The organism is Corynebacterium genitalium ATCC 33030, from assembly GCF_000143825.1.
GTDB lineage: Bacteria > Actinomycetota > Actinomycetes > Mycobacteriales > Mycobacteriaceae > Corynebacterium > Corynebacterium genitalium.
The window spans coordinates 1665344-1686045 of the sequence record NZ_CM000961.1; the positions used below are offsets into that span (position 1 = coordinate 1665344).

19 protein-coding genes are annotated in these 20702 nt (G+C 63.3%); 10 read left to right on the forward strand and 9 right to left on the reverse strand.

From position 1 onward, the window contains the following. Positions 1-115: 115 nt before the first annotated feature. From tal to HMPREF0291_RS07870, 3 genes are all read right to left on the reverse strand, one after another. Positions 116-1216 (reverse strand): transaldolase, encoded by a 1101-nt coding sequence (tal, locus tag HMPREF0291_RS07860; protein ID WP_005290059.1) that lies wholly within the window; start codon positions 1214-1216, stop codon positions 116-118. A 25-nt stretch (positions 1217-1241) separates the two neighbouring features. After that, entirely contained in the window at positions 1242-3383 is a 2142-nt protein-coding gene (tkt, locus tag HMPREF0291_RS07865) for a transketolase (RefSeq protein ID WP_083770358.1), read from the reverse strand. 151 nt (positions 3384-3534) lie between these two features. Next, entirely contained in the window at positions 3535-4710 is a 1176-nt protein-coding gene (locus HMPREF0291_RS07870; RefSeq protein WP_005290062.1) for a CapA family protein, read from the reverse strand. Positions 4711-4899: 189 nt separating this feature from the next. Here HMPREF0291_RS07870 and HMPREF0291_RS07875 point away from each other — a divergent pair, with 189 nt between their 5' ends. After that, positions 4900-5820: a heme o synthase gene (locus HMPREF0291_RS07875; protein WP_005290063.1), complete on the forward strand. Its 921-nt coding sequence runs from the start codon at positions 4900-4902 to the stop codon at positions 5818-5820. A 6-nt stretch (positions 5821-5826) separates the two neighbouring features. On the opposite strand, the gene HMPREF0291_RS07880 is transcribed toward HMPREF0291_RS07875, so the two are convergent. The 5 genes from HMPREF0291_RS07880 to mptB all read right to left on the reverse strand — a co-directional run bounded on the left by HMPREF0291_RS07880 (position 5827) and on the right by mptB (position 11204). Further along, a complete protein-coding gene (locus HMPREF0291_RS07880; RefSeq protein WP_005290064.1) occupies positions 5827-6792 on the reverse strand; it encodes a quinone oxidoreductase family protein in 966 nt (321 codons plus the stop codon). Between the two features lie 49 nt (positions 6793-6841). Continuing rightward, on the reverse strand, positions 6842-7894 hold the full coding sequence (locus HMPREF0291_RS07885) for a COX15/CtaA family protein (RefSeq protein WP_005290065.1): 1053 nt from the start codon (positions 7892-7894) through the stop codon (positions 6842-6844). Positions 7895-7976: 82 nt separating this feature from the next. Beyond that, positions 7977-8747: an ABC transporter permease gene (locus tag HMPREF0291_RS07890; RefSeq protein WP_005290067.1), complete on the reverse strand. Its 771-nt coding sequence runs from the start codon at positions 8745-8747 to the stop codon at positions 7977-7979. A 4-nt stretch (positions 8748-8751) separates the two neighbouring features. Beyond that, positions 8752-9660: an ABC transporter ATP-binding protein gene (locus HMPREF0291_RS07895; RefSeq protein WP_005290069.1), complete on the reverse strand. Its 909-nt coding sequence runs from the start codon at positions 9658-9660 to the stop codon at positions 8752-8754. A 5-nt stretch (positions 9661-9665) separates the two neighbouring features. Further along, positions 9666-11204, reverse strand: coding sequence for a polyprenol phosphomannose-dependent alpha 1,6 mannosyltransferase MptB (mptB, locus tag HMPREF0291_RS07900; protein ID WP_005290071.1), 1539 nt, complete (start codon positions 11202-11204; stop codon positions 9666-9668). Positions 11205-11423: 219 nt separating this feature from the next. Between mptB and HMPREF0291_RS07905 the strand changes: the two genes are divergently transcribed. The 9 genes from HMPREF0291_RS07905 to HMPREF0291_RS07945 all read left to right on the forward strand — a co-directional run bounded on the left by HMPREF0291_RS07905 (position 11424) and on the right by HMPREF0291_RS07945 (position 19958). Continuing rightward, complete coding sequence (locus HMPREF0291_RS07905) at positions 11424-12122, forward strand: helix-turn-helix transcriptional regulator (RefSeq protein WP_005290073.1); 699 nt, start codon at positions 11424-11426, stop codon at positions 12120-12122. Further along, positions 12115-13560: a Fe-S cluster assembly protein SufB gene (sufB, locus tag HMPREF0291_RS07910; RefSeq protein WP_040423696.1), complete on the forward strand. Its 1446-nt coding sequence runs from the start codon at positions 12115-12117 to the stop codon at positions 13558-13560. Before HMPREF0291_RS07905 ends, sufB begins: the two co-directional genes overlap by 8 nt. Then, entirely contained in the window at positions 13561-14742 is a 1182-nt protein-coding gene (sufD, locus tag HMPREF0291_RS07915; protein WP_005290078.1) for a Fe-S cluster assembly protein SufD, read from the forward strand. 31 nt (positions 14743-14773) lie between these two features. Continuing rightward, positions 14774-15529 carry a Fe-S cluster assembly ATPase SufC gene (gene sufC, locus HMPREF0291_RS07920; protein WP_005290079.1) on the forward strand — a complete coding sequence of 252 codons (756 nt, stop codon included), beginning with the start codon at positions 14774-14776 and terminating at the stop codon, positions 15527-15529. Then, on the forward strand, positions 15530-16786 hold the full coding sequence (locus tag HMPREF0291_RS07925) for a cysteine desulfurase (protein WP_005290081.1): 1257 nt from the start codon (positions 15530-15532) through the stop codon (positions 16784-16786). Positions 16787-16808: 22 nt separating this feature from the next. Beyond that, a complete protein-coding gene (sufU, locus tag HMPREF0291_RS07930; protein WP_005290083.1) occupies positions 16809-17258 on the forward strand; it encodes a Fe-S cluster assembly sulfur transfer protein SufU in 450 nt (149 codons plus the stop codon). A 71-nt stretch (positions 17259-17329) separates the two neighbouring features. Then, positions 17330-17758 (forward strand): metal-sulfur cluster assembly factor, encoded by a 429-nt coding sequence (locus tag HMPREF0291_RS07935; protein ID WP_040424440.1) that lies wholly within the window; start codon positions 17330-17332, stop codon positions 17756-17758. Between the two features lie 32 nt (positions 17759-17790). Then, complete coding sequence (locus tag HMPREF0291_RS07940; protein WP_005290086.1) at positions 17791-19419, forward strand: ABC-F family ATP-binding cassette domain-containing protein; 1629 nt, start codon at positions 17791-17793, stop codon at positions 19417-19419. Beyond that, a complete protein-coding gene (locus HMPREF0291_RS07945; protein WP_005290089.1) occupies positions 19419-19958 on the forward strand; it encodes a DUF421 domain-containing protein in 540 nt (179 codons plus the stop codon). The genes HMPREF0291_RS07940 and HMPREF0291_RS07945 overlap by 1 nt, the downstream gene beginning before the upstream one ends. Before the next feature lie 4 nt (positions 19959-19962). On the opposite strand, the gene HMPREF0291_RS07950 is transcribed toward HMPREF0291_RS07945, so the two are convergent. Further along, the gene (locus HMPREF0291_RS07950) at positions 19963-20697 is read right to left on the reverse strand and encodes a glutamine amidotransferase-related protein (protein ID WP_005290091.1); all 735 of its coding nucleotides are present in this window, start codon (positions 20695-20697) and stop codon (positions 19963-19965) included. Positions 20698-20702: the final 5 nt, after the last annotated feature.

Below are 20702 nucleotides of genomic sequence, written 5' to 3' on the forward strand. Positions count from 1 at the left end.
GATAAGCGGAAAGGTTGCCCCCCGGTAGAAGGGGAGCAACCGTTGAGCCGTGGTGCCGGCCCGAGCGACTTTCATTCACTAAACCTTAATCGCCAGGGCCGGATGAAGGTTTCGGTTATTTTAGATTCTCGAGCATGGAGTCGAGGAGTTCCTGCCATGCGTCGACGAATTTGTCCACGCCTTCCTTCTCCAGCACGCGGACCACATCGGCGATGTCGATACCGACGGTTTCGAGCTGGTCGAAGACCTTCTGCGCGTCCTCAGCCGTCCCGTTAAGCGTGTCGCCGGAGACGTTGTTGCCCTCAATCGCAGCGTCGATGGTCGGCTCTGGCATGGTGTTGACGGTGTCGGGGCCGGCAAGCTGCGTGACGTACATGTCTGCCGGGTAGGCAGGGTTCTTCACGCCTGTCGACGCCCACAGCGGGCGCTGCTTGTTCGCACCGTCCGGCAATTCAGCCATGGCGGCGTCATCGAAGGAGTCGAGGAATAGCTGGTAGGCCAAGCGAGCGTTAGCGATGCCGGCTTTGCCCTTGAGCTCCTGCGCTGCGTCGGCGTGCTCGTCGCTGATGGCGTCGAGGCGGTTGTCCACCTCGGTGTCCATGCGGGAGACGAAGAAGGACGCTACGGAGTGGATCGTGGACACGTCGTGGCCGTTCGCCGCAGCCTGCTTGATGCCGTCCTTGTAGGCGTCGATGACCTGCTTGTAGCGCTCGACAGAGAAGATGAGTGTGACGTTGACGGAGATGCCCGCCGCCAGGGAGGCGGTGATGGCCGGCAGGGATGCGTCCGTTGCCGGGATCTTGATCATCACGTTCGGGCGGGCCACCATCTCCCACAGCTCGGCAGCATGGGAGACAGTTCGCGCCTCATCGTCGGCGTGGCGCGGGTCCACCTCAATGGACACGCGGCCGTCACGCCCGCTGGTGGACTCGTAGACGTCAAGGAAGAGGTCGCAAGCGTCCTGCACATCCTTGATGGACATGGCGTAGACGGCCTCATCTACGCCGGCTTTGCCTTCCTTGAGCTGCTGGATGTGTTCGTCGTAAGCGTTGCCCTTGGACATCGCGTTGGCGAAGATCGCAGGGTTGGTGGTCACGCCGACGATGGACTTCTCAGCCCTGATCTGCTCCAGGTTGCCGGAGGTGATGCGGTCGCGGGACAGGTCGTCCAACCACGTGGAGGTGCCCAGCTCGAAGAGACGGTCGATTGCGGTCATGGTTGTTCTCCTTGGTGGTGGTGGCTTAAATGTTGTCGCCGCGGACGCGGGTGCGCTGCGGGTCAGCGGCGGAGTCTGCGGGGCCAGCGGATTCGGAGCTGGCGGATGCAATGGATTCACGCGCTGCTTCGATGACGGCGTCAGCGGTGATGCCGAAGCGCTTGAACAGCTCGTCACCGGGGGCGGACGCGCCGAAGTGCTCGAGCGAGACGTTGCGTCCGTGGTCACCGGTGAAGCGGAACCACGGCATGGACACACCAGCTTCGACGGAGACGCGGGCGCGCACCTGCGGCGGGATCACGGAGTCGATGTACTCGCGATCCTGCTGCAGGAACCACTCCATCGACGGCATGGACACGACGCGGGCGGCGATACCGTCCTGTTCCAGCTGGCTAGCAGCTTGAACAGCGAGCTGGACCTCGGAACCGGTCCCGATGAGAAGCACATCCGGGGTCTCCTTGGAACCTTCAACGAGCACATAAGCGCCGCGGGCCACGCCCTCGAAAGCCTTCTCCTTGGTGCCCTCCAGAACGGGGAGGTTCTGGCGGGACAGAGCGAATGCCTTCGGCTGCTCGTCAGCCTCGATGGCGGCCTTCCACGCAGCGGACGTCTCGTTCGCGTCGGCCGGGCGGATGACTGCCAGGTCCGGGATGGCGCGCAGGGCGGTCAGTGTTTCCACCGGCTGGTGGGTCGGTCCGTCCTCGCCAAGGCCGATGGAGTCGTGGGTGAACACGTAGTAACCGTCAATGCCAGATAGCGCCGCGACGCGGATGGAGGGGTAGAGGTACTCGGAGAAGATGAGGAAGGTGCCGCCGTAGACGCGGGTGCCACCGTGCAGGGCAATACCGTTCATGATCGCGCCCATGGCGTGCTCGCGAATGCCGAAGTGCAGGTTACGGCCGTAGGGCTCGGCGGTGAACATGTCGGTGGAGATGGATTCCGGGCCGAAGGACGGCTCTCCCTTGATCAGGGTGTTGTTGGAGCCAGCCAGGTCGGCCGAGCCGCCCCACAGTTCCGGAAGCGTCGCGGCCACAGCCTGGATGGAGGCCTCGGATGCCTTGCGGGTAGCCAGGCCCTTCGCGTCGGGCTCCCAGGTAGGCATGTCGTCGGCCCAGCCCTCAGGCAGGCGGCGTTCGGTCACACGGTCGTAGAGGGCCTTGTTGTCAGGGTTGGCGGAGGCCCATTCGTCGAAACGCTTTTGCCACTGCGCGTGCGCCTGGGCACCGCGCTGGGCCAGGCCGTGGGTGTGGTTGATCACCTTCTCCTCGACGCCGAACATGACCTCCGGGTCGAAGCCGAGCACCTTCTTGGTGGCCGCGACTTCCTCAGCACCGAGGGCGGCACCGTGCGCGGCACCGGTGTTCATCATGGTCGGGGCGGGGTAGCCAATGACCGTCTTGACGCGGATCATCGTCGGGCGAGAGGTGTCGGCCTTCGCCTCCTCGACGGCGGACAAGATGGCAGCGACGTCCTCGCCGGACTCAACGGTCAGGGTCTGCCAGCCGTAAGCCTCGTAGCGGGCCATGACATCTTCAGTGAAGGCGATCTGGGTGTCGTCCTCGATGGAGATGCGGTTGTCGTCCCAGAAGGCAATGAGGTTACCCAGCTTTTGCGTGCCCGCCAGCGAGGAAGCCTCAGAGGTCACGCCCTCCTGCAGGTCACCGTCGCCGGCGATGACGTAGATGAAGTGGTCAAAGGGGGACTCGCCCGGCGCGGCGGACGGGTCGAAGAGACCGCGCTCGCGGCGCGAGGCCATCGCCATACCCACTGCGGAGGCCAAACCCTGGCCCAGCGGGCCGGTGGTGATCTCCACGCCGGCGGTGTGGTTGTACTCGGGGTGGCCCGGGGTCTTGGAACCCCAAGTACGCAGGGAAACCAAGTCCTCGATCTCCAGGCCAAAGCCGCCCAGGTACAGCTGGATGTACTGGGTCAGGGAGGAGTGACCGTTGGACAGCACGAAGCGGTCGCGGCCGACCCAGTGCGGGTCAGATGGGTCGTGCACCATGACGCGCTGGTAGAGGGTGTATGCCAACGGCGCCAGCGACATGGCCGTTCCCGGGTGGCCGGAACCGCAGTTCTCTACTGCGTCTGCGGCCAGCACGCGCACAGTGTCCACGGCGCGGGTATCGGTGTCAGTCCAATCTTCCGGGTAGCGGGCCACAGTCATGGCCTGCAGCTCCTCGGGCAGGTGTGCGGCGTTGTCAGAGTTCTCGGAAGTCACTATGTCCTCGCTTACCGGGGGTTCGGGGTGATTACTCCACACCACACTAGTGGGAATCATCGCGCCGGTCGCAGGTGGGACCGGGGTTCGCGCGCGGTTAGTCCAAGTAGTCGACCACCTCGACGTCGGTGTAGTGGTTCATCATCCGCTCGATCACGGCTTTGGAGGCGGCGGGGTCGACGTGGGGCAGCGCGTCTGCGTCGGCAAGCGGAATCACTTTGAACTCAGGCGTGTACGGCATACCCACGTTGTATGTCGGCATGAACCGGATTGAATCCAGCGTCAAGGTGCCATCTTTGCGGCGGGTGATGGTGTATTCACCGATGCCGCCATACTTCGTCTCCTCCGCGAATTGTCCGTGCAGGAAGTTTCCGTGACCCCACCAGACACCTAGGCCCGGCTCTTTGTCGGGGTAGCGCTGGAACGGTTCGATCACGTGCGGGTGCCCGCCGAGCACAAAATCCGCTCCAGCATGGCGCGCGGTGTCGGCGGTGTCGATTTGGTACTGCACGGCGAAGGACTCATATTCCTCGCCGGCGTGCATGATCACGATGAGCACGTCGACGTCTGGCCGCAACGCAGCAATGTCCGCACGCATGAGTTCGGGGTCAATGAGATTGACCGACCACTCCGCACTTTCCGGCACCGGGATGCCGTTTGTACCGTAGGTGTAGGACAAGAACCCCACCTTCAAACCGTTGCGGTCAATCACGCGCGGCGTGGCACGGTCCTCAGGTGAGCTGTAACTGCCCACATACAGCATTCCGCGTTCACGGAGATTGCTTGTCGACGCTTGCAGCCCCTCCAGCCCACGATCCAGCGAGTGGTTCGAAGCGTTGTTGACTATGTCCACGCCTGCCCCTGAGAGTGCGTCGACGACTTCCGGGGGTGAGTTGAAGGCCGGGTACCCGGAAAGCAAGAATTCTTCTCCGGCGACGGGGACCTCCATGTTCGCCGTGGTGATGTCGGCGTTTTGCAGGTACGGGCGCACGGGGTCGAGCATTGGCGCAAAGTTGTAGCCGGTCCCGCCCGCACGGTTCGCCGCGTCGGCGTAAACCTCTTCATGGGGGAGGATGTCGCCAATGGAGCGGATCGTGATCGATGCCTCGATGTCGTCTTGCTCTGGAAGCGCCACAGCGGTGTCCTCACCAGAGTCTGCCGGTATAGAAGGGGAGGACTGCACGGCTTGATCAACGAGGCTGCAGGAGCTCATTGTTGCGGCGGAAACCATGGTGATAGCGGAAACCACGGTGAATGTGACGCGGCGGGACATGCATTTCAATTTATCAGTATGTGATTTCCGCCCGCATGCTTTCCGACGGTACGATATCCGGGTGTTTGCGGGGATCCCGGGAACTTCTGCGCTGACATTGCCGACTAGTTCTCTACCGGTTCGGCCCCCCGGGAGGAACCATCCCAGGGCGAACCCCCGCTGTGTGAAACGTGTGTTGTTGAGGAGTATTTGTTGGAGACCATCAAGGCGTATTTCGCGTTGACGAAGCCGAGGGTCATCGAGCTCTTGCTGGTCGCCGCTATTCCTGCAATGCTGCAGGCGGACCGTGGTGAGGTCCACGCTCTGCTCATCCTGGCCACCCTCTTCGGTGGCTGGATGGGGGCCGGTGCAGCGAACACGTTCAACATGGTCGCCGACTACGACATTGACCAGAAGATGGGGCGCACCCGTGCCCGCCCGCTGGTCCGCCACACGGTGACGAAGGAACGCGCCCGAGTTTTCGCCTGGGCGCTGCTGATTCTGTCGGTGCTGTGGCTGGGGCTGGTGTGCAGGTCCTGGTTGGCCGCGTTCTTCATCATCCTGACCAACTGGTTCTACATCTTCGTCTACACCAAGTGGCTCAAGCGCAAGACCTGGCAGAACGTCATCTGGGGTGGCGCTGCCGGCTGCATGCCGGTCATGGTCGGCTGGGCTGTCATCCGCGATAACGTTTTCGACGGTAGCCCGGACCGATGGTGGCAGGCGGTCGTGCTGTTTCTCATCATCTTCTTCTGGACACCGCCGCACACGTGGGCCTTGGCCATGAAGTACAAGGACGACTACGCCCGTGCGAACGTGCCGATGCTGCCTGTCGTCGCCAGCCCGGAAGAAACCACGAAGCAGATCCTCATCTACTCGTGGCTGACCGTGCTCATCTCGCTGGCACTCGTCCCGGCGACATCCTGGATTTACCTCGCAGTCGCTGTACTGTCCGGGGCGGCCTTCCTGCTCATGGCCACGCGCCTGCACAACGCCATCAAGCGTGGCGAAGACGTCAAGCCGCTCAAGCTGTTCATTTTGTCGAACAACTACTTGGCAGTGCTCTTCCTCGGATTGTCTGTCGACGCGATCCTCGGCTTGCCGACGATCGCGGAACTCTTCCCCGCCTAAGCGCCACTAATCGGCCACTTTCAACACGACGGAGCCGGTCGTGCTACGGGATTGAAGATCGTGGTGGGCGCGGGAAGCGTCGTCAAGCGCGTAGGGCTCGTGGACGCGGATGTCTAGCGTCCCCTCCTCAACCGCGCGCACGACGGCTTGCGCACGCATCCGGAACTCGTCGTCGGTCGCTGTGTACGCGCCAAGCGACGGACGGGTGAGGAAGATCGAGCCGTGCTTGTTCAATAGCTGCGGGTCAAACGGCTCCACTGGGCCTGACGCAGCGCCGAAAAGGCAGACCAGGCCGCGTGGGCGGACCGACTCGAGCGATTCCTGGAAGGTGTCTTTGCCCACGCCGTCATAGACCACGTCGACCCCGCGGCCAGCGTTTCGCCGCCGCACGGTTTCCGCCAAGCCCTCGCTGTAACGGAACACCTCGGTCGCCCCGGCGGCGTAGGCGAGTTCTTCTTTCTCATCGGTAGACACCACGGAATAGACCGTCGCGCCCTGGGCGTGGGCGAGCTGGGTGAGCAACAGACCCACGCCGCCCGCCCCAGCAGTGACCAGCATGGAATCGCCTTGCTGAGTGTCCCGCACCCCGTAGAGCAGGTAGTGGGCGGTCATGCCCTGCAGCAGCATCGAAGCGGCAACCTCGGGTGAAATCGAGTCCGGTACGGCGACGAGGCGGGCGCGGTCCACGCAGACCTTTTCCGCGTAGGACCCTTCGGCGGAGGCCCAGGCGACAACAGTGCCGTCGGCGATCTCACCGCGCGGGTCGTGGATGACGCGGCCGCAGCCTTCCTTGCCCGGAATGAAGGGCAGCTCGCTGTGGTAGATGCCCTCGCGGAAATAGGTGTCAATGTAGTTGACACCCGCGTAGAGCACCTCCACGAGAACCTGATGGTCCTGTGGTGTGGGGTCCGCTGTCTCGACGACGGTGAGGACGTCGGGGCCGCCGTGCTGGGTGATCTGGATAGCCTTCATGGCTCCAGGCTACGTGCCGCCCGGCGCTGCGGGGCCGGTTCACCCCGTTTTAGACGGCGGCAGCGGTGCTTGGGTCGCTGGGGTCGCTAGGGTCGCTGGGGTTGCTGCTGGAGTCGAGGGCATCCCGGTTCGCGAGCGTGTTGTGCTGGTGCGGCTCAAGGAGGGGAAGCCGGCGGCTGCCGTGGCTGTACAGGAACGCGCTGTAGGCCACCACCACAGAGGACATGATGATGTGCATGGGCACCGTCCAGCGCGGCACACCCAGGTAGAACTGGCCCACACCGATGGCCCACTGCACGACGATCATGGCCACGAGCACCAACGCGGTGTTGAACGCGTCCTTCGGGGCGTTCTGACGGCGCAGCATGTAGACAGCGATGAGGGTGAACACAAGGTAGATGTACATGCACGCCGCGTGCGCGTACGCGAGCAGCTGCGTGTCGATAGCCAGGCGACCTTCCATTCCCACACCGGAATCGCCGGAGTGCGGGCCGGAACCGGTGACCATCGTGCCGGTCACCAAAACGAGGCACAGCGCGACCGCTGCGACGACGACCAGAGAACGGGTAGCGGGGGAGAAGCGCTCGGTGGGTGCGACATCGTCAGGCTCTTTAATGCGCATGTAGAGAACAGCAGCGATCCAGACGAGCAGCATCGACGGCAGGAAGTGAATGGCTACAGACCACCACTGCAGGTCCAGCAATACCGAGATGCCGCCGATGACGGCCTGCAGGACAACGCCAAGACCGGAAAGCACTGACAGCACAATGATCGAGTTGCGTCGACCAGCCTTCATGACAGCCCAGAACACGAGGATCGTCGTCGCGACCACCACGAATGTCAGGGTGCGGTTGCCGAACTCGATGACCTGCTGCACCCACGGCGCCGCGCCCGGCACCGGGAACAGTGATCCCTCGTGGCACAGCGGCCATGTGTTGCAGCCCAGCCCGGAACCGGTGACGCGCACGAGTGAGCCGGTGAAGGTGATCCCGCCCTGCGCGATGAGCATGATGAGCGCGAAGATGCGCTGAGTCTTGACCGACGGCACGTCGCGGATCTTCTCACGGAATGTCCGATTGTCGTCCTGGGTTGTCGTGCTCACGTCGGGCCCTTCTCCTTTGCGGTACCAGTGCTGCTTTGATCATCTACTTTTCGCGGCGCCAATGTCTAATCTGGCCCGCTCTTTATCCGTCGAAACGGAACCACCGGATAGTTCCCAAAACCGCCAAAATTGTCCAAGCGGACAGCGACATCCACGCGGTGAGGTAGATAGTGCCGTTCAACGCGCCGGTCATCGCGCTCGCGAGCGCCACGGTGGGCACCACGTCCCACACCCCAGGCGAGCCGAGGAGACCGGCGTAGACGACCCACCCCAGTACGGCGAGCAGTAGCAACCAGATCAGGTTCGCGCTGGCAAGCACGCTTTCCGACGACTGCGTGCCCCCCAACAGCAACCCCAACGCCGTGAACGCAGTGACACCGATGAGCAGAGTAAGCAACCCCAGCAACGCTCCGCCGACGGAAACCCGCCATCCTAAGAACAGCGCGATTGCGCCGAGCACGAGAATCTGCACCACCACGGTAGACAGCACGCCGATGACCTTCCCGGCGATGATTGTCCACGCTGGCACGCCTGATGCGCCTGTGCGTTTGAGTGCCCCGTAGCGGCGGTCAAACGCCAACGCGATGGCTTGTCCGGTGAACCCGGCACCGGCCGCGGCGATGGAGAAGACCATGGGGACAAGCTCATTGAGGGTGACATTGTCGCCTAAGACGGGCACGAACACGGCACCGATGAGGATGGCTGCCGGCACGATGAGGTTGAGCAGAAGTTGCTCTCCGTGGCGGAGCATGAGCTTCGACTCGATGCGGCCTTGCGCCGCCGCCATCGCCGCGGCGCTCGCCCGCTGCGGAGCCGGGGTGAAGGTGCCGGGTGGGAAATCAGTAGTGGTCATGATGTCAGGCCCTCAACTCTCTTCCCGTGAGATCCAGAAACACGTCCTCCAAACTGCGGCGGCGAGTGCCCATGGAGCTGATCAGTACTCCCTGTCGCGCGGCTGCACTCGCTACGGCGGCGATGATCTCCGGCGTGGGTGCGACAGTGAGCTGGTACAGCCCTGGCTCCACCTCTTGCAGGTCGGGGAGAGCAGCCACGTCGAGGCTGCCAACAGTGCGCACTTCGAGCGTTTCAGAAGCGCCTTCGGCAATGAGTTCGTTAGGGCTGCCTTCTGCGATGACCGCGCCTTTGTCGACGATCACCACGTTGTCGGCCAACTCTTCTGCCTCGTCCATGAGGTGCGTGGTGAGGATGATGGTCACGCCGTCGCGGCGCAAAGCGCTGATGAGCCGCCACACGGTGCGCCGTGACTGGGCATCCATGCCGGCGGTTGGCTCGTCGAGAAAAACAAGTTCAGGGCGCCCGATGAGCGCCAGCGCAAGCGATAGGCGTTGCTGCTGTCCGCCCGAGAGCCGCCGGTACGTCGTCGATGCCACTGACCGCAGGCCGAGGACGTCCATGAGCCATTCGGGATCGAGGGGATCTGCGTTGTAGGAGGCGGTGAGATTGAGCATCTCCTTGACGCGAATGCCGGAGTAGGAACCGCCGCCTTGGAGCATGATGCCGATGCGCTCGCGCACCTTTTCTGGCTCTGTTTGCGGGTCCATGCCCAATACGTCGATCGAGCCGGAAGTAGGGGTGGTGAATCCCTCACACATCTCGATCGTGGTGGTCTTGCCTGCGCCGTTCGGGCCGAGCAAGGCGAGCACTTCGCCGCGGCGAGCAGCAAAGGACACTCCGTTGACAGCAGTGGTGCTGCCGAATGTCTTCACCACGTTGCTCACACGCAGGGCAACCTCATCCGTACTCATTGCCGTCAGTGTAAGACTTTGCTGCCCCGGGCCTTTAACCACCCACACGCCATCAGCGCGAGAATCATCGCCGAAACGATGAGCAATGAGTAGATCGTCACTACGGTCCCCGCTGGGAGGGCAAGCCCCCGCGGCAGGACGAGGAAACTGAAAACCGCCGAATACCCAGCTACAGCCACCCGGAAGAACCTGCGGTTGGCCCAGGCGGCAAGCGGCATGATGCCCCACAGCGGGTACCAGGGATGAACAACAGGGAAAAGAAGCACGAGGACGAGCGTGGCCACGCCTAACCCCCCAACGGGGTGAATCGTGCCCTTGAACGTCGCCCACAGCATGCGCACACAGAACGCGACTGCGGCCACCAACCCCACGGTGCGAGCAATGGCGAGTGTCGCTTCAGAATGGTCGCCCAAGCCCAGTAGTTGGGCGAAGAATGCAGAGATCACGCCGATGTCGGTGGTCAGTGAGAGCCAGCTGCGTATGGACGCGGCACCGCCCTGGCCCGTCACCCAACCCAGCCCGATGCCAGTGGCCACGGTGACAGTGGCGATCGTGGTCACCATGATGAGCGTCTGCGCTGCAGCGGCTTTGGCGATGCCGGTCCAGCCGCCCCACCGGCGCGCGAGAGACATGCCGACGAAGCCGAGCGCGAGGAAGCCGGGCACTTTCACCATGCCGGCGCACGTGATTAACGAACCTGAAACGACCAGCAGCACGACGCCCCGACGTTTCGCCAGGCCAGCGTTGAGCGCGTCAGTGCCGCGCAGACCTAGTTCCAGACCGATGAGCAGGATGCCCATCATCACGGCCTCATTATGGATCCCGCCGACCAAGTGGAGAATCACCAACGGGTTGAGCACGCCCATCCACACCGCTACCGCACCGGAAACGTTGCAGCGGCGAGCCAGCGCCACGATGCCCCACGCTGCGGCCGCAACACCCGCTAGTGACACCAGCCGGTGACACACGACACCCCAGAACACCGAGTCACCCGTGAGGATGGAGATTCCCGCCGAGATCCCCAGCGCCACCGGTCCGTAGGGGCTGGGCGATTCGGCCCAAATGAACGGCACGGAACGCGCCAGCGGGTTCTCTCGCCCGAGCAGCTCCACAGGCCCTGCGGAATAGGGGTCCATGCCCTGTGCGACGATCGACCCCTGCGCGAGATAGGAATAGATGTCCTGTGTGAACAGGGGAGCGGTGAACACCAGGGGCGCCACCCAGACCGCGAATGTGCGCAGCAGCACCGGCACCCCGACACGCGACGGTCCGCCGGCAGCGCCGACGAAGGTGCCCATGAGCAACCACGCCAGAACAACGAAGGCGACGCCCAGCAGCACAATGCTTGATGACGCCACCATCATCCGCCCCATCAACGCGCCGAACGGGAAAGAACCGTAGGCGTTGTTGACCACGGGTAGCGCTCCGCCGCCTAAGCCTCCGAGGCCCATGAGTAGAGTGCCGATGACGCCGAGCACGCGCAGGACTTCGAAGCGGTTACGCTCCCACACGCTAGGCTGGACGGAGGGAGTGCCTTCGATCATTCCCGCGTGTAGTTCGGCAGAGCGCGAACCCGGCCGGCCCAAGCGGGGTAGCTCGCCCGTGAAACGGGCAAGCGGTTGCTTGGCAGGGGCGGGACGGATTTTCACACCGGTCAGTGTACAAAACGGATCCGACACCCGACCCCCGTTGCCGAGCGTGATTGATTTAAGGCACACTAGTGATGTCTAAAGGTGTTGTGAGTTCACGGAAAGGAGACGGCAATGGCAGTCACCCGTTCCACTGACGGCGAGACGCGCCGCCTGATCATGTCCGCGATGCTCACGTCGCGGCCTGTGACCGTCGCCGAACTGGCTGAGAAGGTGGGCATCACGCCCGCCGGCGTGCGCAGGCACCTAGACAAACTGCTTGCAGAAGGTCTGGCGGAACTCGCCGAGGCTGACACAGCTGGCCCTGCTACCCGCGGCCGTCCGGCGAAGTATTACCAGCTCACCCGGGACGGTCGTGAACGCAACGGACACGGTTATGATGAGCTCGCACTGGCGGCGTTCGCTGAAGTGGAAGCCCTCGGCGGGCGTGACGCGGTAAAGAATCTCGCCCGGAAACGCGCGGAGAAGGTGCTGGGTGATGTCGCTGGTGAAGGGGACGTCGATAAGCGAACGCATGATGTCGCAGCCGCTTTCGCAGCCCATGGCTACGCCGCGAACGCGGACAACGTAGGCTCGTCTCTGCAACTGTGCCAGCGTCACTGTCCCATTCATGCGGTCGCCGCCGAATACCCGGAGATATGTGAAGCCGAGCACGATCTGATCGCGGAGCTCGTTGGAGCCGCTGTGTCCCCGCTGGCGCTCATCGCTAACGGGGACGGTGTCTGCACAGCCCACATCAGCCGCGCTGACGGCACTGCAAGCAATGCCCAAGCTGGAGGAACCCACAAGGAAAGGAGCGGAGACGATGACTAGTACGACTCCCGCACCCGGCCTGGAAAAGCCGATGAATGACGATGAGATTATTGAGTCGATGGGCCCGTACAACTACGGGTGGCACGACTCTGACGAGGCTGGTGCGGCTGCCCGCCGCGGCCTCGACGAGCAGGTCGTGCGCGACATCTCCGCAGCCAAGAATGAGCCGGAGTGGATGCTCGAGCAGCGCTTGAAGGCACTGGACATCTACAACAAGAAGCCGCTGCCGACGTGGGGCCCGGATCTGTCCGGCATTGATTTCGACCAGATCAAGTACTTCGTCCGCTCCACCGAGAAGCAGGCCACCAGCTGGGAGGACCTGCCGGAGGACATCAAGAACACCTACGACAAGCTGGGCATCCCGGAGGCTGAGAAGCAGCGCCTCGTCGCAGGTGTCGCTGCGCAGTACGAGTCCGAGGTCGTCTACCACAAGATCCGCGAGGACTTGGAGGAGCAGGGCGTCATCTTCGTTGACACCGACACCGGTCTGCGCGAATACCCGGAGCTGTTCAAGGAGTACTTTGGCTCCGTCGTCCCGGCTGGCGACAACAAGTTCTCCGCGCTGAACGCTGCTGTGTGGTCCGGCGGTTCCTTCATCTACGTGCCGAAGGGTGTGCACGTGGAGATCCCGCTGCAGGCATACTTCCGCATCAACACCGAGAACATGGGCCAGTTTGAGCGCACGCTCATCGTCGTCGACGAGGACGCGTACGTCCACTACGTGGAGGGCTGCACCGCTCCGATCTACCAGTCCGACTCGCTGCACGCGGCCGTGGTGGAGATCATCGTGAAGAAGAATGCGCGCTGCCGCTACACCACGATCCAGAACTGGTCCACCAACGTCTACAACCTGGTCACCCAGCGTGCCCGCGCCGAAGAAGGCGCCACGATGGAGTGGGTCGACGGAAACATCGGCTCCAAGGTGAACATGAAGTACCCGGCTGTTTGGATGACCGGCCCGAACGCCCGCGGCGAAGTCCTCTCCGCGCAGTTCTGTGGCGAAGGCCAGACCCAGGACACCGGTGCCAAGGTCGTCCACATGGCGCCGAATACGTCCTCCAACATCGTGTCCAAGTCCGTCTCCCGCAACGGCGGCCGCGCAGCCTACCGCGGCCTGGTCCAGATCAACGCCAACGCGAAGAACTCCACCTCCAACATCGAGTGCGACGCACTGCTGGTGGACAACATCTCGCGCACCGACACCTACCCGTACAACGACATCCGCAACGACCACGTCACCCTGGGCCACGAGGCCAAGGTGTCCAAGGTCAGCGAAGAGCAGCTGTTCTACCTGATGTCGCGCGGCATCTCCGAGGAAGACGCGATGGCGATGATCGTCCGCGGCTTCATCGAGCCGATTGCCAAGGAACTCCCGATGGAGTACGCGCTCGAGCTCAACCGCCTCATTGAACTGCAGATGGAAGGATCGGTGGGTTAATTGACCGAGACCGTTACCAAGAAGGAACGCGTCGGCAACGCCACGTTCCACGACAACAAGGGTGACCTGTTCGCCTCCTACGACGTCAACGACTTTGAGGTGCCGCAGGGCCGCGACGAAATCTGGCGTTTCGTGTCCCTGCGCCGCCTGCGTGGGCTGCACAACGGCACCTTCCCGGACCAGGGTGAGGCGCAGGTCAACGTGTCCGGCCCGGCCGAGGTCACTGTCGAGCAGGTGTCGCCTGACGACGAGCGACTCAAGACCACGTCCGCCCCGGTCGACCGCATCGCTGCTCAGGCATGGACCTCCATGCCGCACGCGACGATTGTTTCCGTCCCGGCGAATGCCGAGCTGACCGAGCCAGTGGTCATCACCACCACCGGTGCAGGTCTGGACGTGACCACCTTCTCCGGCCTCCACATCGAGGTGGGCCAGAGCGCGACCGCTACCATCCTGGTGCAGTACGAAGGCTCCGGCACCCACGCCGACAACGTCAACTTCGTCATCGGTGACAACGCGCAGGTCAACGTCGTGGTCGACGAGCAGTGGAATAACGACGCCGTTCACGTTGGTGCGCAGAGCATCGTCTGCGGCCGCGACGCCGTGCTGCGCCACACCGTGGCCACTTTCGGCGGTGAGCTGGTCCGCAACACCCCGCGCGTGAAGTACGCAGGCTCCGGCGGTGACGTCGAGCTGACCGGTGTCTACTACGCCGACGACGGGCAGTACATTGAAAACCGCCTGCTGGTGGACCACAATCACCCGTACTGCCGCTCCAACGTGCTGTACAAGGGTGCACTGCAGGGCGGCAAGGACTCCAAGCTCCCTGACGCCCGCACCTGCTGGGTCGGCGACGTGCTCATCCGCTCCAACGCTTCCGGCACGGAGACCTACGAGGCCAACCGCAACATCGTTTTGACTGACGGCGCACGCGCTGACGCGATCCCGAACCTCGAGATCGAGACCGGTGACATCCCGGGCGCAGGCCACGCCGCCACCGTTGGCCGATTCGACGAGGAGCAGTTGTTCTACCTCAAGTCCCGCGGTATCCCCGACGGCGAGGCACGCCGCCTCATTGTCCGCGGCTTCTTCAACGAGGTTCTCAACCGCATCCCGGTTGAGAATGTGCGCGAAGAGTTGATTAACCGCGTCTCCGGCGAGCTCGAGAACGTCGAACTGTAAACCCTGACCCTTCCAATCTAGAAAGAGCACTATGTCCACGCTTGAAATCAAGAACCTTCACGCTTCGGTCCTCCCGCTCGAGGAGGGGCAGGAGCCGACCCCGATCCTCAAGGGCGTCAACCTGACCATCAACTCCGGTGAGACCCACGCCATCATGGGCCCGAACGGCTCCGGCAAGTCCACTCTGGCCTACACCCTGTCCGGCCACCCGTCCTACGAGGTGACTGACGGTGAGGTGCTTCTCGATGGCGAGAACATCCTCGACATGGAAGTCGACGAGCGCGCACGCGCCGGCCTCTTCCTGGCCATGCAGTACCCGGTCGAGGTCCCGGGCGTGTCCTCCTCGAACTTCATGCGCTCCGCCGTCACCGCCGTGCGCGGCGAGGCACCGAAGCTGCGCGAGTGGGTTCAGGAGCTCAACCAGGCCCGCGACGACCTGAAGATCGACCCGTCGTTCTCCGAGCGTGCTGTGAACGAAGGCTTCTCCGGTGGTGAGAAGAAGCGCCACGAGGTCATGCAGCTCGCCCTGATGAAGCCGAAGTTCGCTGTGATGGACGAGACCGACTCCGGCCTCGACGTCGACGCCCTGCGCATTGTCTCTGAGGGCATCAACCGCTACCAGCAGGAGACCGACGGCGGCATCCTGATGATCACCCACTACCAGCGCATCCTCAACTACGTGCGCCCGGACCACGTCCACATCTTCGCGGACGGCGTGATCAAGCACTCCGGCGGCTTTGAGCTGGCTGAGAAGCTCGAGTCCGAGGGATACGAGGCGTTCGTCTAAATGACGTTTCTTAACCCCGACGGCACGCTCGACGTGGGTGCGGTGCGCGCCGAGTTTCCGATTCTGCACCGCACGGTCCGCGACGACGTGCCGGTGGTCTATTTGGACTCCGGTGCGACCTCCCAGCGGCCTGAGCGCGTCTGGCGCGCAGAGGAAGAGTTCGTGCTGAACACCTTCGCCCCGGTGCACCGCGGTGCCTACCAGCTCGCAGAGGAGGCCACCGACGCTTACGAGTCCGCGCGCGAGAAGATCGCCGCGTTCGTTGGTGCGGAAGGCCACGAGATCGCGTTCACGAAGAACGCGACGGAAGCGCTCAACCTTGTCGCCTTCACGCTTGGCGACGATCGAGCCGGTGACCTTCAAATCACCTCCGACGACACGATCGTCATCACGGAGCTGGAGCACCACGCCAATCTGGTGCCGTGGCAGGAGCTTGCGCGCCGCACTGGTGCGACGTTGAAGTGGTACACGCTGACCGACGACGGCCGCATCGACCTCGATTCTCTCGAGCTCGACGAGACCGTCAAGGTTGTGGCGTTCACCCACCAGTCCAACGTGACAGGCGCAATTCCGGATGTCGCCGAAATTGTGCGCCGCTCAAAGGACGTGGGAGCGCTCACCGTGCTCGACGCGTGCCAGTCCGTGCCGCACCAGCCGGTGGATTTCCACGCCCTCGATGTCGACTTCGCGGCCTTTTCCGGCCACAAGATGTGCGGCCCGTCCGGCGTCGGCGTCGTCTACGGCAAGGGGGAGCTGCTGAATCAGCTTCCGCCGTTCCTCACCGGTGGCTCGATGATCGAGGTCGTGCGCATGGAGGGATCGACCTTTGCGCCTGCTCCGCAGCGCTTCGAGGCTGGCACGCAGATGACCAGTCAGGTTGTTGGGCTTGGCGCAGCTGTCGATTTTCTGAACGAAGTCGGCATGGAGAACATCCAGGCTCACGAGCACATGCTCACCGCCTACGCACTCGAGCGCATGCAGGAGATCGACGGGCTGCGTCTCGCCGGCCCGGCGACGCCGGAGATGCGCGGGGGAGCGGTGTCCTTCACTGTTGACGGGATTCACCCGCACGACATGGGCCAAGTCCTTGATTCCCGTGGCGTGTGCATCCGTGTGGGGCACCACTGTGCGTGGCCCGCTCACCGCGGCCTGAACGCCCAGTCCACGGCACGCGCGAGCTTCTACCTGTACAACACCACCGACGAGATCGACGCGCTTGTCAGCGCCATCGGTCACGCCAAGGAATTCTTCGGCTAGCCACGGCGTTCTAGGGAGCACTATGAACTTAGAAGCGATGTATCAAGAGGTCATCCTCGACCACTACAAGAACCCGCAGAACGCCGGCTTGCGCGACCCGTTCGACGCTGAGGTGCACCACGTCAACCCTTCCTGCGGCGATGAGCTGACCCTGCGCGTGCAGCTGTCCGAAGACGGGAACACCGTTGAGGACATCTCCTATGACGCGGTCGGGTGCTCGATCTCGCAGGCGTCGACAAGCGTGCTCACGGAGGAGGTCATCGGCCTGCCTGTCGCGGAGGCGATGAAGAAGCTCGACGCCTTCGAGCTGATGATCACCTCCAAGGGCGAGGAAGAAGGCGACCCAGGAATGATCGGCGATGGCATTGCCTTTGCCGGTGTAGCAAAGTTCCCCGCACGCGTGAAGTGCGCCCTGCTCGGCTGGAAGGCGTTCCAGGCCGCCACGAGCGATGCGCTGAACGAAAAGGAGTAGACATGACCAACCCCACCGACAACACGCTCAACAACGCTGTCGACGAGAACGGCGAGCTCGCCCCGACCGACATGGAGACCGCTCAGGCGGCGCAAGAGGCCCAGGAGGATCAGGAGAAGGACGGATCCTCCAGCTTCGACGGGCCCGGTGAGCGACCCGAGCAGACCGAAGAGCAGATTCAGATTGCCGCTGACGTCGCTGAGTACATGCACGACGTGATTGACCCCGAGCTGGGCATCAACGTCGTCGACTTGGGTCTCGTCTACGACCTGTGGATCGAGGAAGAGGGCGGAAAGAAGACAGCTGTGATCAGCATGACGCTGACCTCGCCGGCGTGCCCGCTGACCGACGTTATCGAAGAGCAAGTCGAAGCTGCCGCTGTCGGCTCCGGCACCGTCGATGCCATCGCTCTGCACTGGGTATGGATGCCGCCGTGGGGTCCGCACATGATCACCGAGGACGGCCGCGAGCAGCTGCGCGCCCTCGGGTTCGCCGTCTAGGTGATTTGACCGCGGGGGTAGAGTGACCCCTTGTGATTGTCACCAACGACCTTGAAGTCCGCGTCGGCGCGCGTACCCTGCTGAACGCCCCTGGCCAGCACCTGCGTGTGCAAGCCGGCGACCGGATCGGCTTGGTCGGGCGCAACGGCGCGGGTAAAACCACGACGATGCGCATCCTGTCGGGGGAGACCGAGCCCTACGGCGGCACGGTGACGCGCTCCGGGGAGATCGGGTACCTCCCGCAGGACTCCCGCGAGGGCAACATTGAACAGACTGCGCGTGATCGCGTGCTCTCGGCCCGCGGGCTCGACCAGATCCGCGCCTCCATGGAGCGCCAGCAGGAAATCATGGAGGTCGAGGACGGCGCTAAGCGCGACGCCGCGATTTCAAAATATTCACGCCTTGAGGAGCGCTACCAGGCCCTCGGCGGGTACGAAGCCGACGCGGAGGCGGCGCAAATCTGCGACAACCTCGGCCTGCCGTCGCGCATTCTCGACCAGCCACTGAAAACCCTTTCGGGCGGTCAGCGCCGCCGCGTCGAGCTCGCACAAATCCTCTTTGCCGCCAATGACGGCGCAGGCAAGTCCACGACGACGTTGCTTCTCGACGAGCCCACCAACCACCTCGACGCCGATTCCATCACCTGGCTGCGCGACTTTCTGTCCAGGCACGAGGGCGGGCTGATCATGATCTCCCACGATGTCGAGCTGCTCGACCAAGTGTGCAACAAGGTCTGGTTCCTCGATGCCGTCCGCGGCGAAGCCGACGTATACAACATGGGCTTCTCCAAGTACAAGGATGCTCGGGCCGAGGACGAAGCGCGCCGTCGCCGCGAACGTGCCAACGCTGAGAAGAAGGCATCTGCTCTGCAGAAGCAAGCCGCCAAGCTGGGTGCGAAGGCGACGAAGGCCGCAGCCGCCAAACAGATGCTTGCTCGCGCCGACCGCATGATGAATGAGCTTGACGACGTCCGAGTCGCCGACAAGGTCGCCTCCATCAGCTTCCCGGAGCCCGCCCCCTGTGGAAAAACACCGCTGTTCGGTAAAGGCCTGACGAAGATGTACGGCTCGCTCGAGGTCTTCGCAGGCGTGGACCTGGCCATTGACAAGGGCTCGCGCGTGGTCGTGCTGGGCACCAACGGCGCAGGCAAGACGACGCTGCTCAAACTGCTTGCCGGTGTGGAGCGCACGGACGGTGAAGGCGGCCTTGTGACAGGCAACGGCCTGAAGATCGGCTACTTCGCTCAGGAGCACGACACGATCGACGGCGACAAGTCCGTCTGGGAGAACACCATCGCCGCCTGCCCCGACGCCGGCCAGCAGGATCTGCGCGGCCTCCTCGGCGCGTTCATGTTCTCCGGTGACAAACTCGAACAGCCGGCCGGCACGCTCTCTGGCGGCGAGAAGACGCGCCTGTCGCTCGCCACGCTCGTCTCCTCCCGCGCCAATGTATTGCTTCTCGACGAACCCACCAACAACCTCGACCCCCAATCCCGTGAACAGGTCCTCGACGCCTTGAAGACCTACACCGGCGCCGTCGTTCTGGTCACACACGACCCCGGCGCGGTCAGAGCGCTCGAGCCTGAGCGCGTTATCATCATGCCCGAGGGCGACGAAGACATTTGGAGCGACGACTACATGGAGATTGTGGAGCTGGCCTAATGGAGAATATCCTTTACAACGACTGGTCCACCATTGGTGTCACCGCAGCCAAGGGTGTGCTGATTTACATCGCATTGATCGCGATGCTGCGCATCAGCGGGAAGCGCTCACTGTCGAAGTTCAACATCTTCGATTTCGTGATCACCATCGCCATCGGATCTATTTTCGCGTCGACCCTGACCAGCAACGACGTGAAGTTGGCTCAGGCCGTCACCGCGATTGTCGTCCTTCTGGGCGGGCAATACCTCATTTCTAAACTGGCCTTGGGCTCTGAGTCCTTCGAGAAGTTAGTGAAGTCCGATCCAGCGTTGCTCTTCTACTCCGGCGAATTCAACGATGAGACAATGAAGAACGAGCGGGTGACTAGACGCGAAGTGCTGCAAGCAGTGCGCGGCAGCGGTTCGTCGAGCATGGACGATGTGGCGGCGGTCATCTTGGAGACTGACGGCACGATCTCTGTGATCGGAGCCGCGGAGGGCACCGCCACGCCGAAACGGAACGAACTTTTCGATTCCGTGAAGCGAAACCCAGAAGCCTAACTCGCTAACGCCGGTAACGCTGAGCGAAATTGGCCAGAATCTGGTTGTTGGCGGAGTAGTCGTAGTCGTAGGAGCGGGCGATCTGGGTCTCGAATGTCTCAAGCGATGTGTAGCCCAGGTGCGCGTACAGGCGCAGGCGGAATTCCAGCGCCTCGGCCGTGAGCTCCGGGTGGAATTGCGTGGCGTAGACATTCTGGCCGACCCGGAACATTTGGGTTGGGCATGCTTCACCAGTGACGAGGACGGTCACGCGCGGATCCTCGGGGAGTGCGGCGAGCGCCTCTTTGTGCCCGACAAGCGTGTCGAATGTCGCGGGGGTGGCCCCCAAAACCGCGTCGTCGGATTCGACGCGGCGCACCGTCACAGGGCCCGCCTCCTCGGCGTGCTCGTCCGAGAGCGTCGCTCCGATGACCGTCCCGATCGCCCCGATACCGTAGCACGCTCCCAGAACAGGGAAGTCCCGGTCGATGCATTCGGCGATGAGAGTGCCGACTTCGCGCTCGACACGCAGCTGCAAGGGGGACTTACGTAGTTCCAGGTTATTGAACGGGCTGCCGCCCAGCAGCACGCCCGAATACTCATCGAGGTCGACGCGGCCGAGTTCGGAGCGCTCGAGGCGCCGTTGTTCGATCGCGCTTTTATCTACTTGCATTGCGTTGGAGAAGCTTTCCAGCTCCTCGGCCGCGGCCTCGTCTTCGGGGCGGGTGCTCAACAACAGGAACGGGCGGAAAGTACTCACCGTGA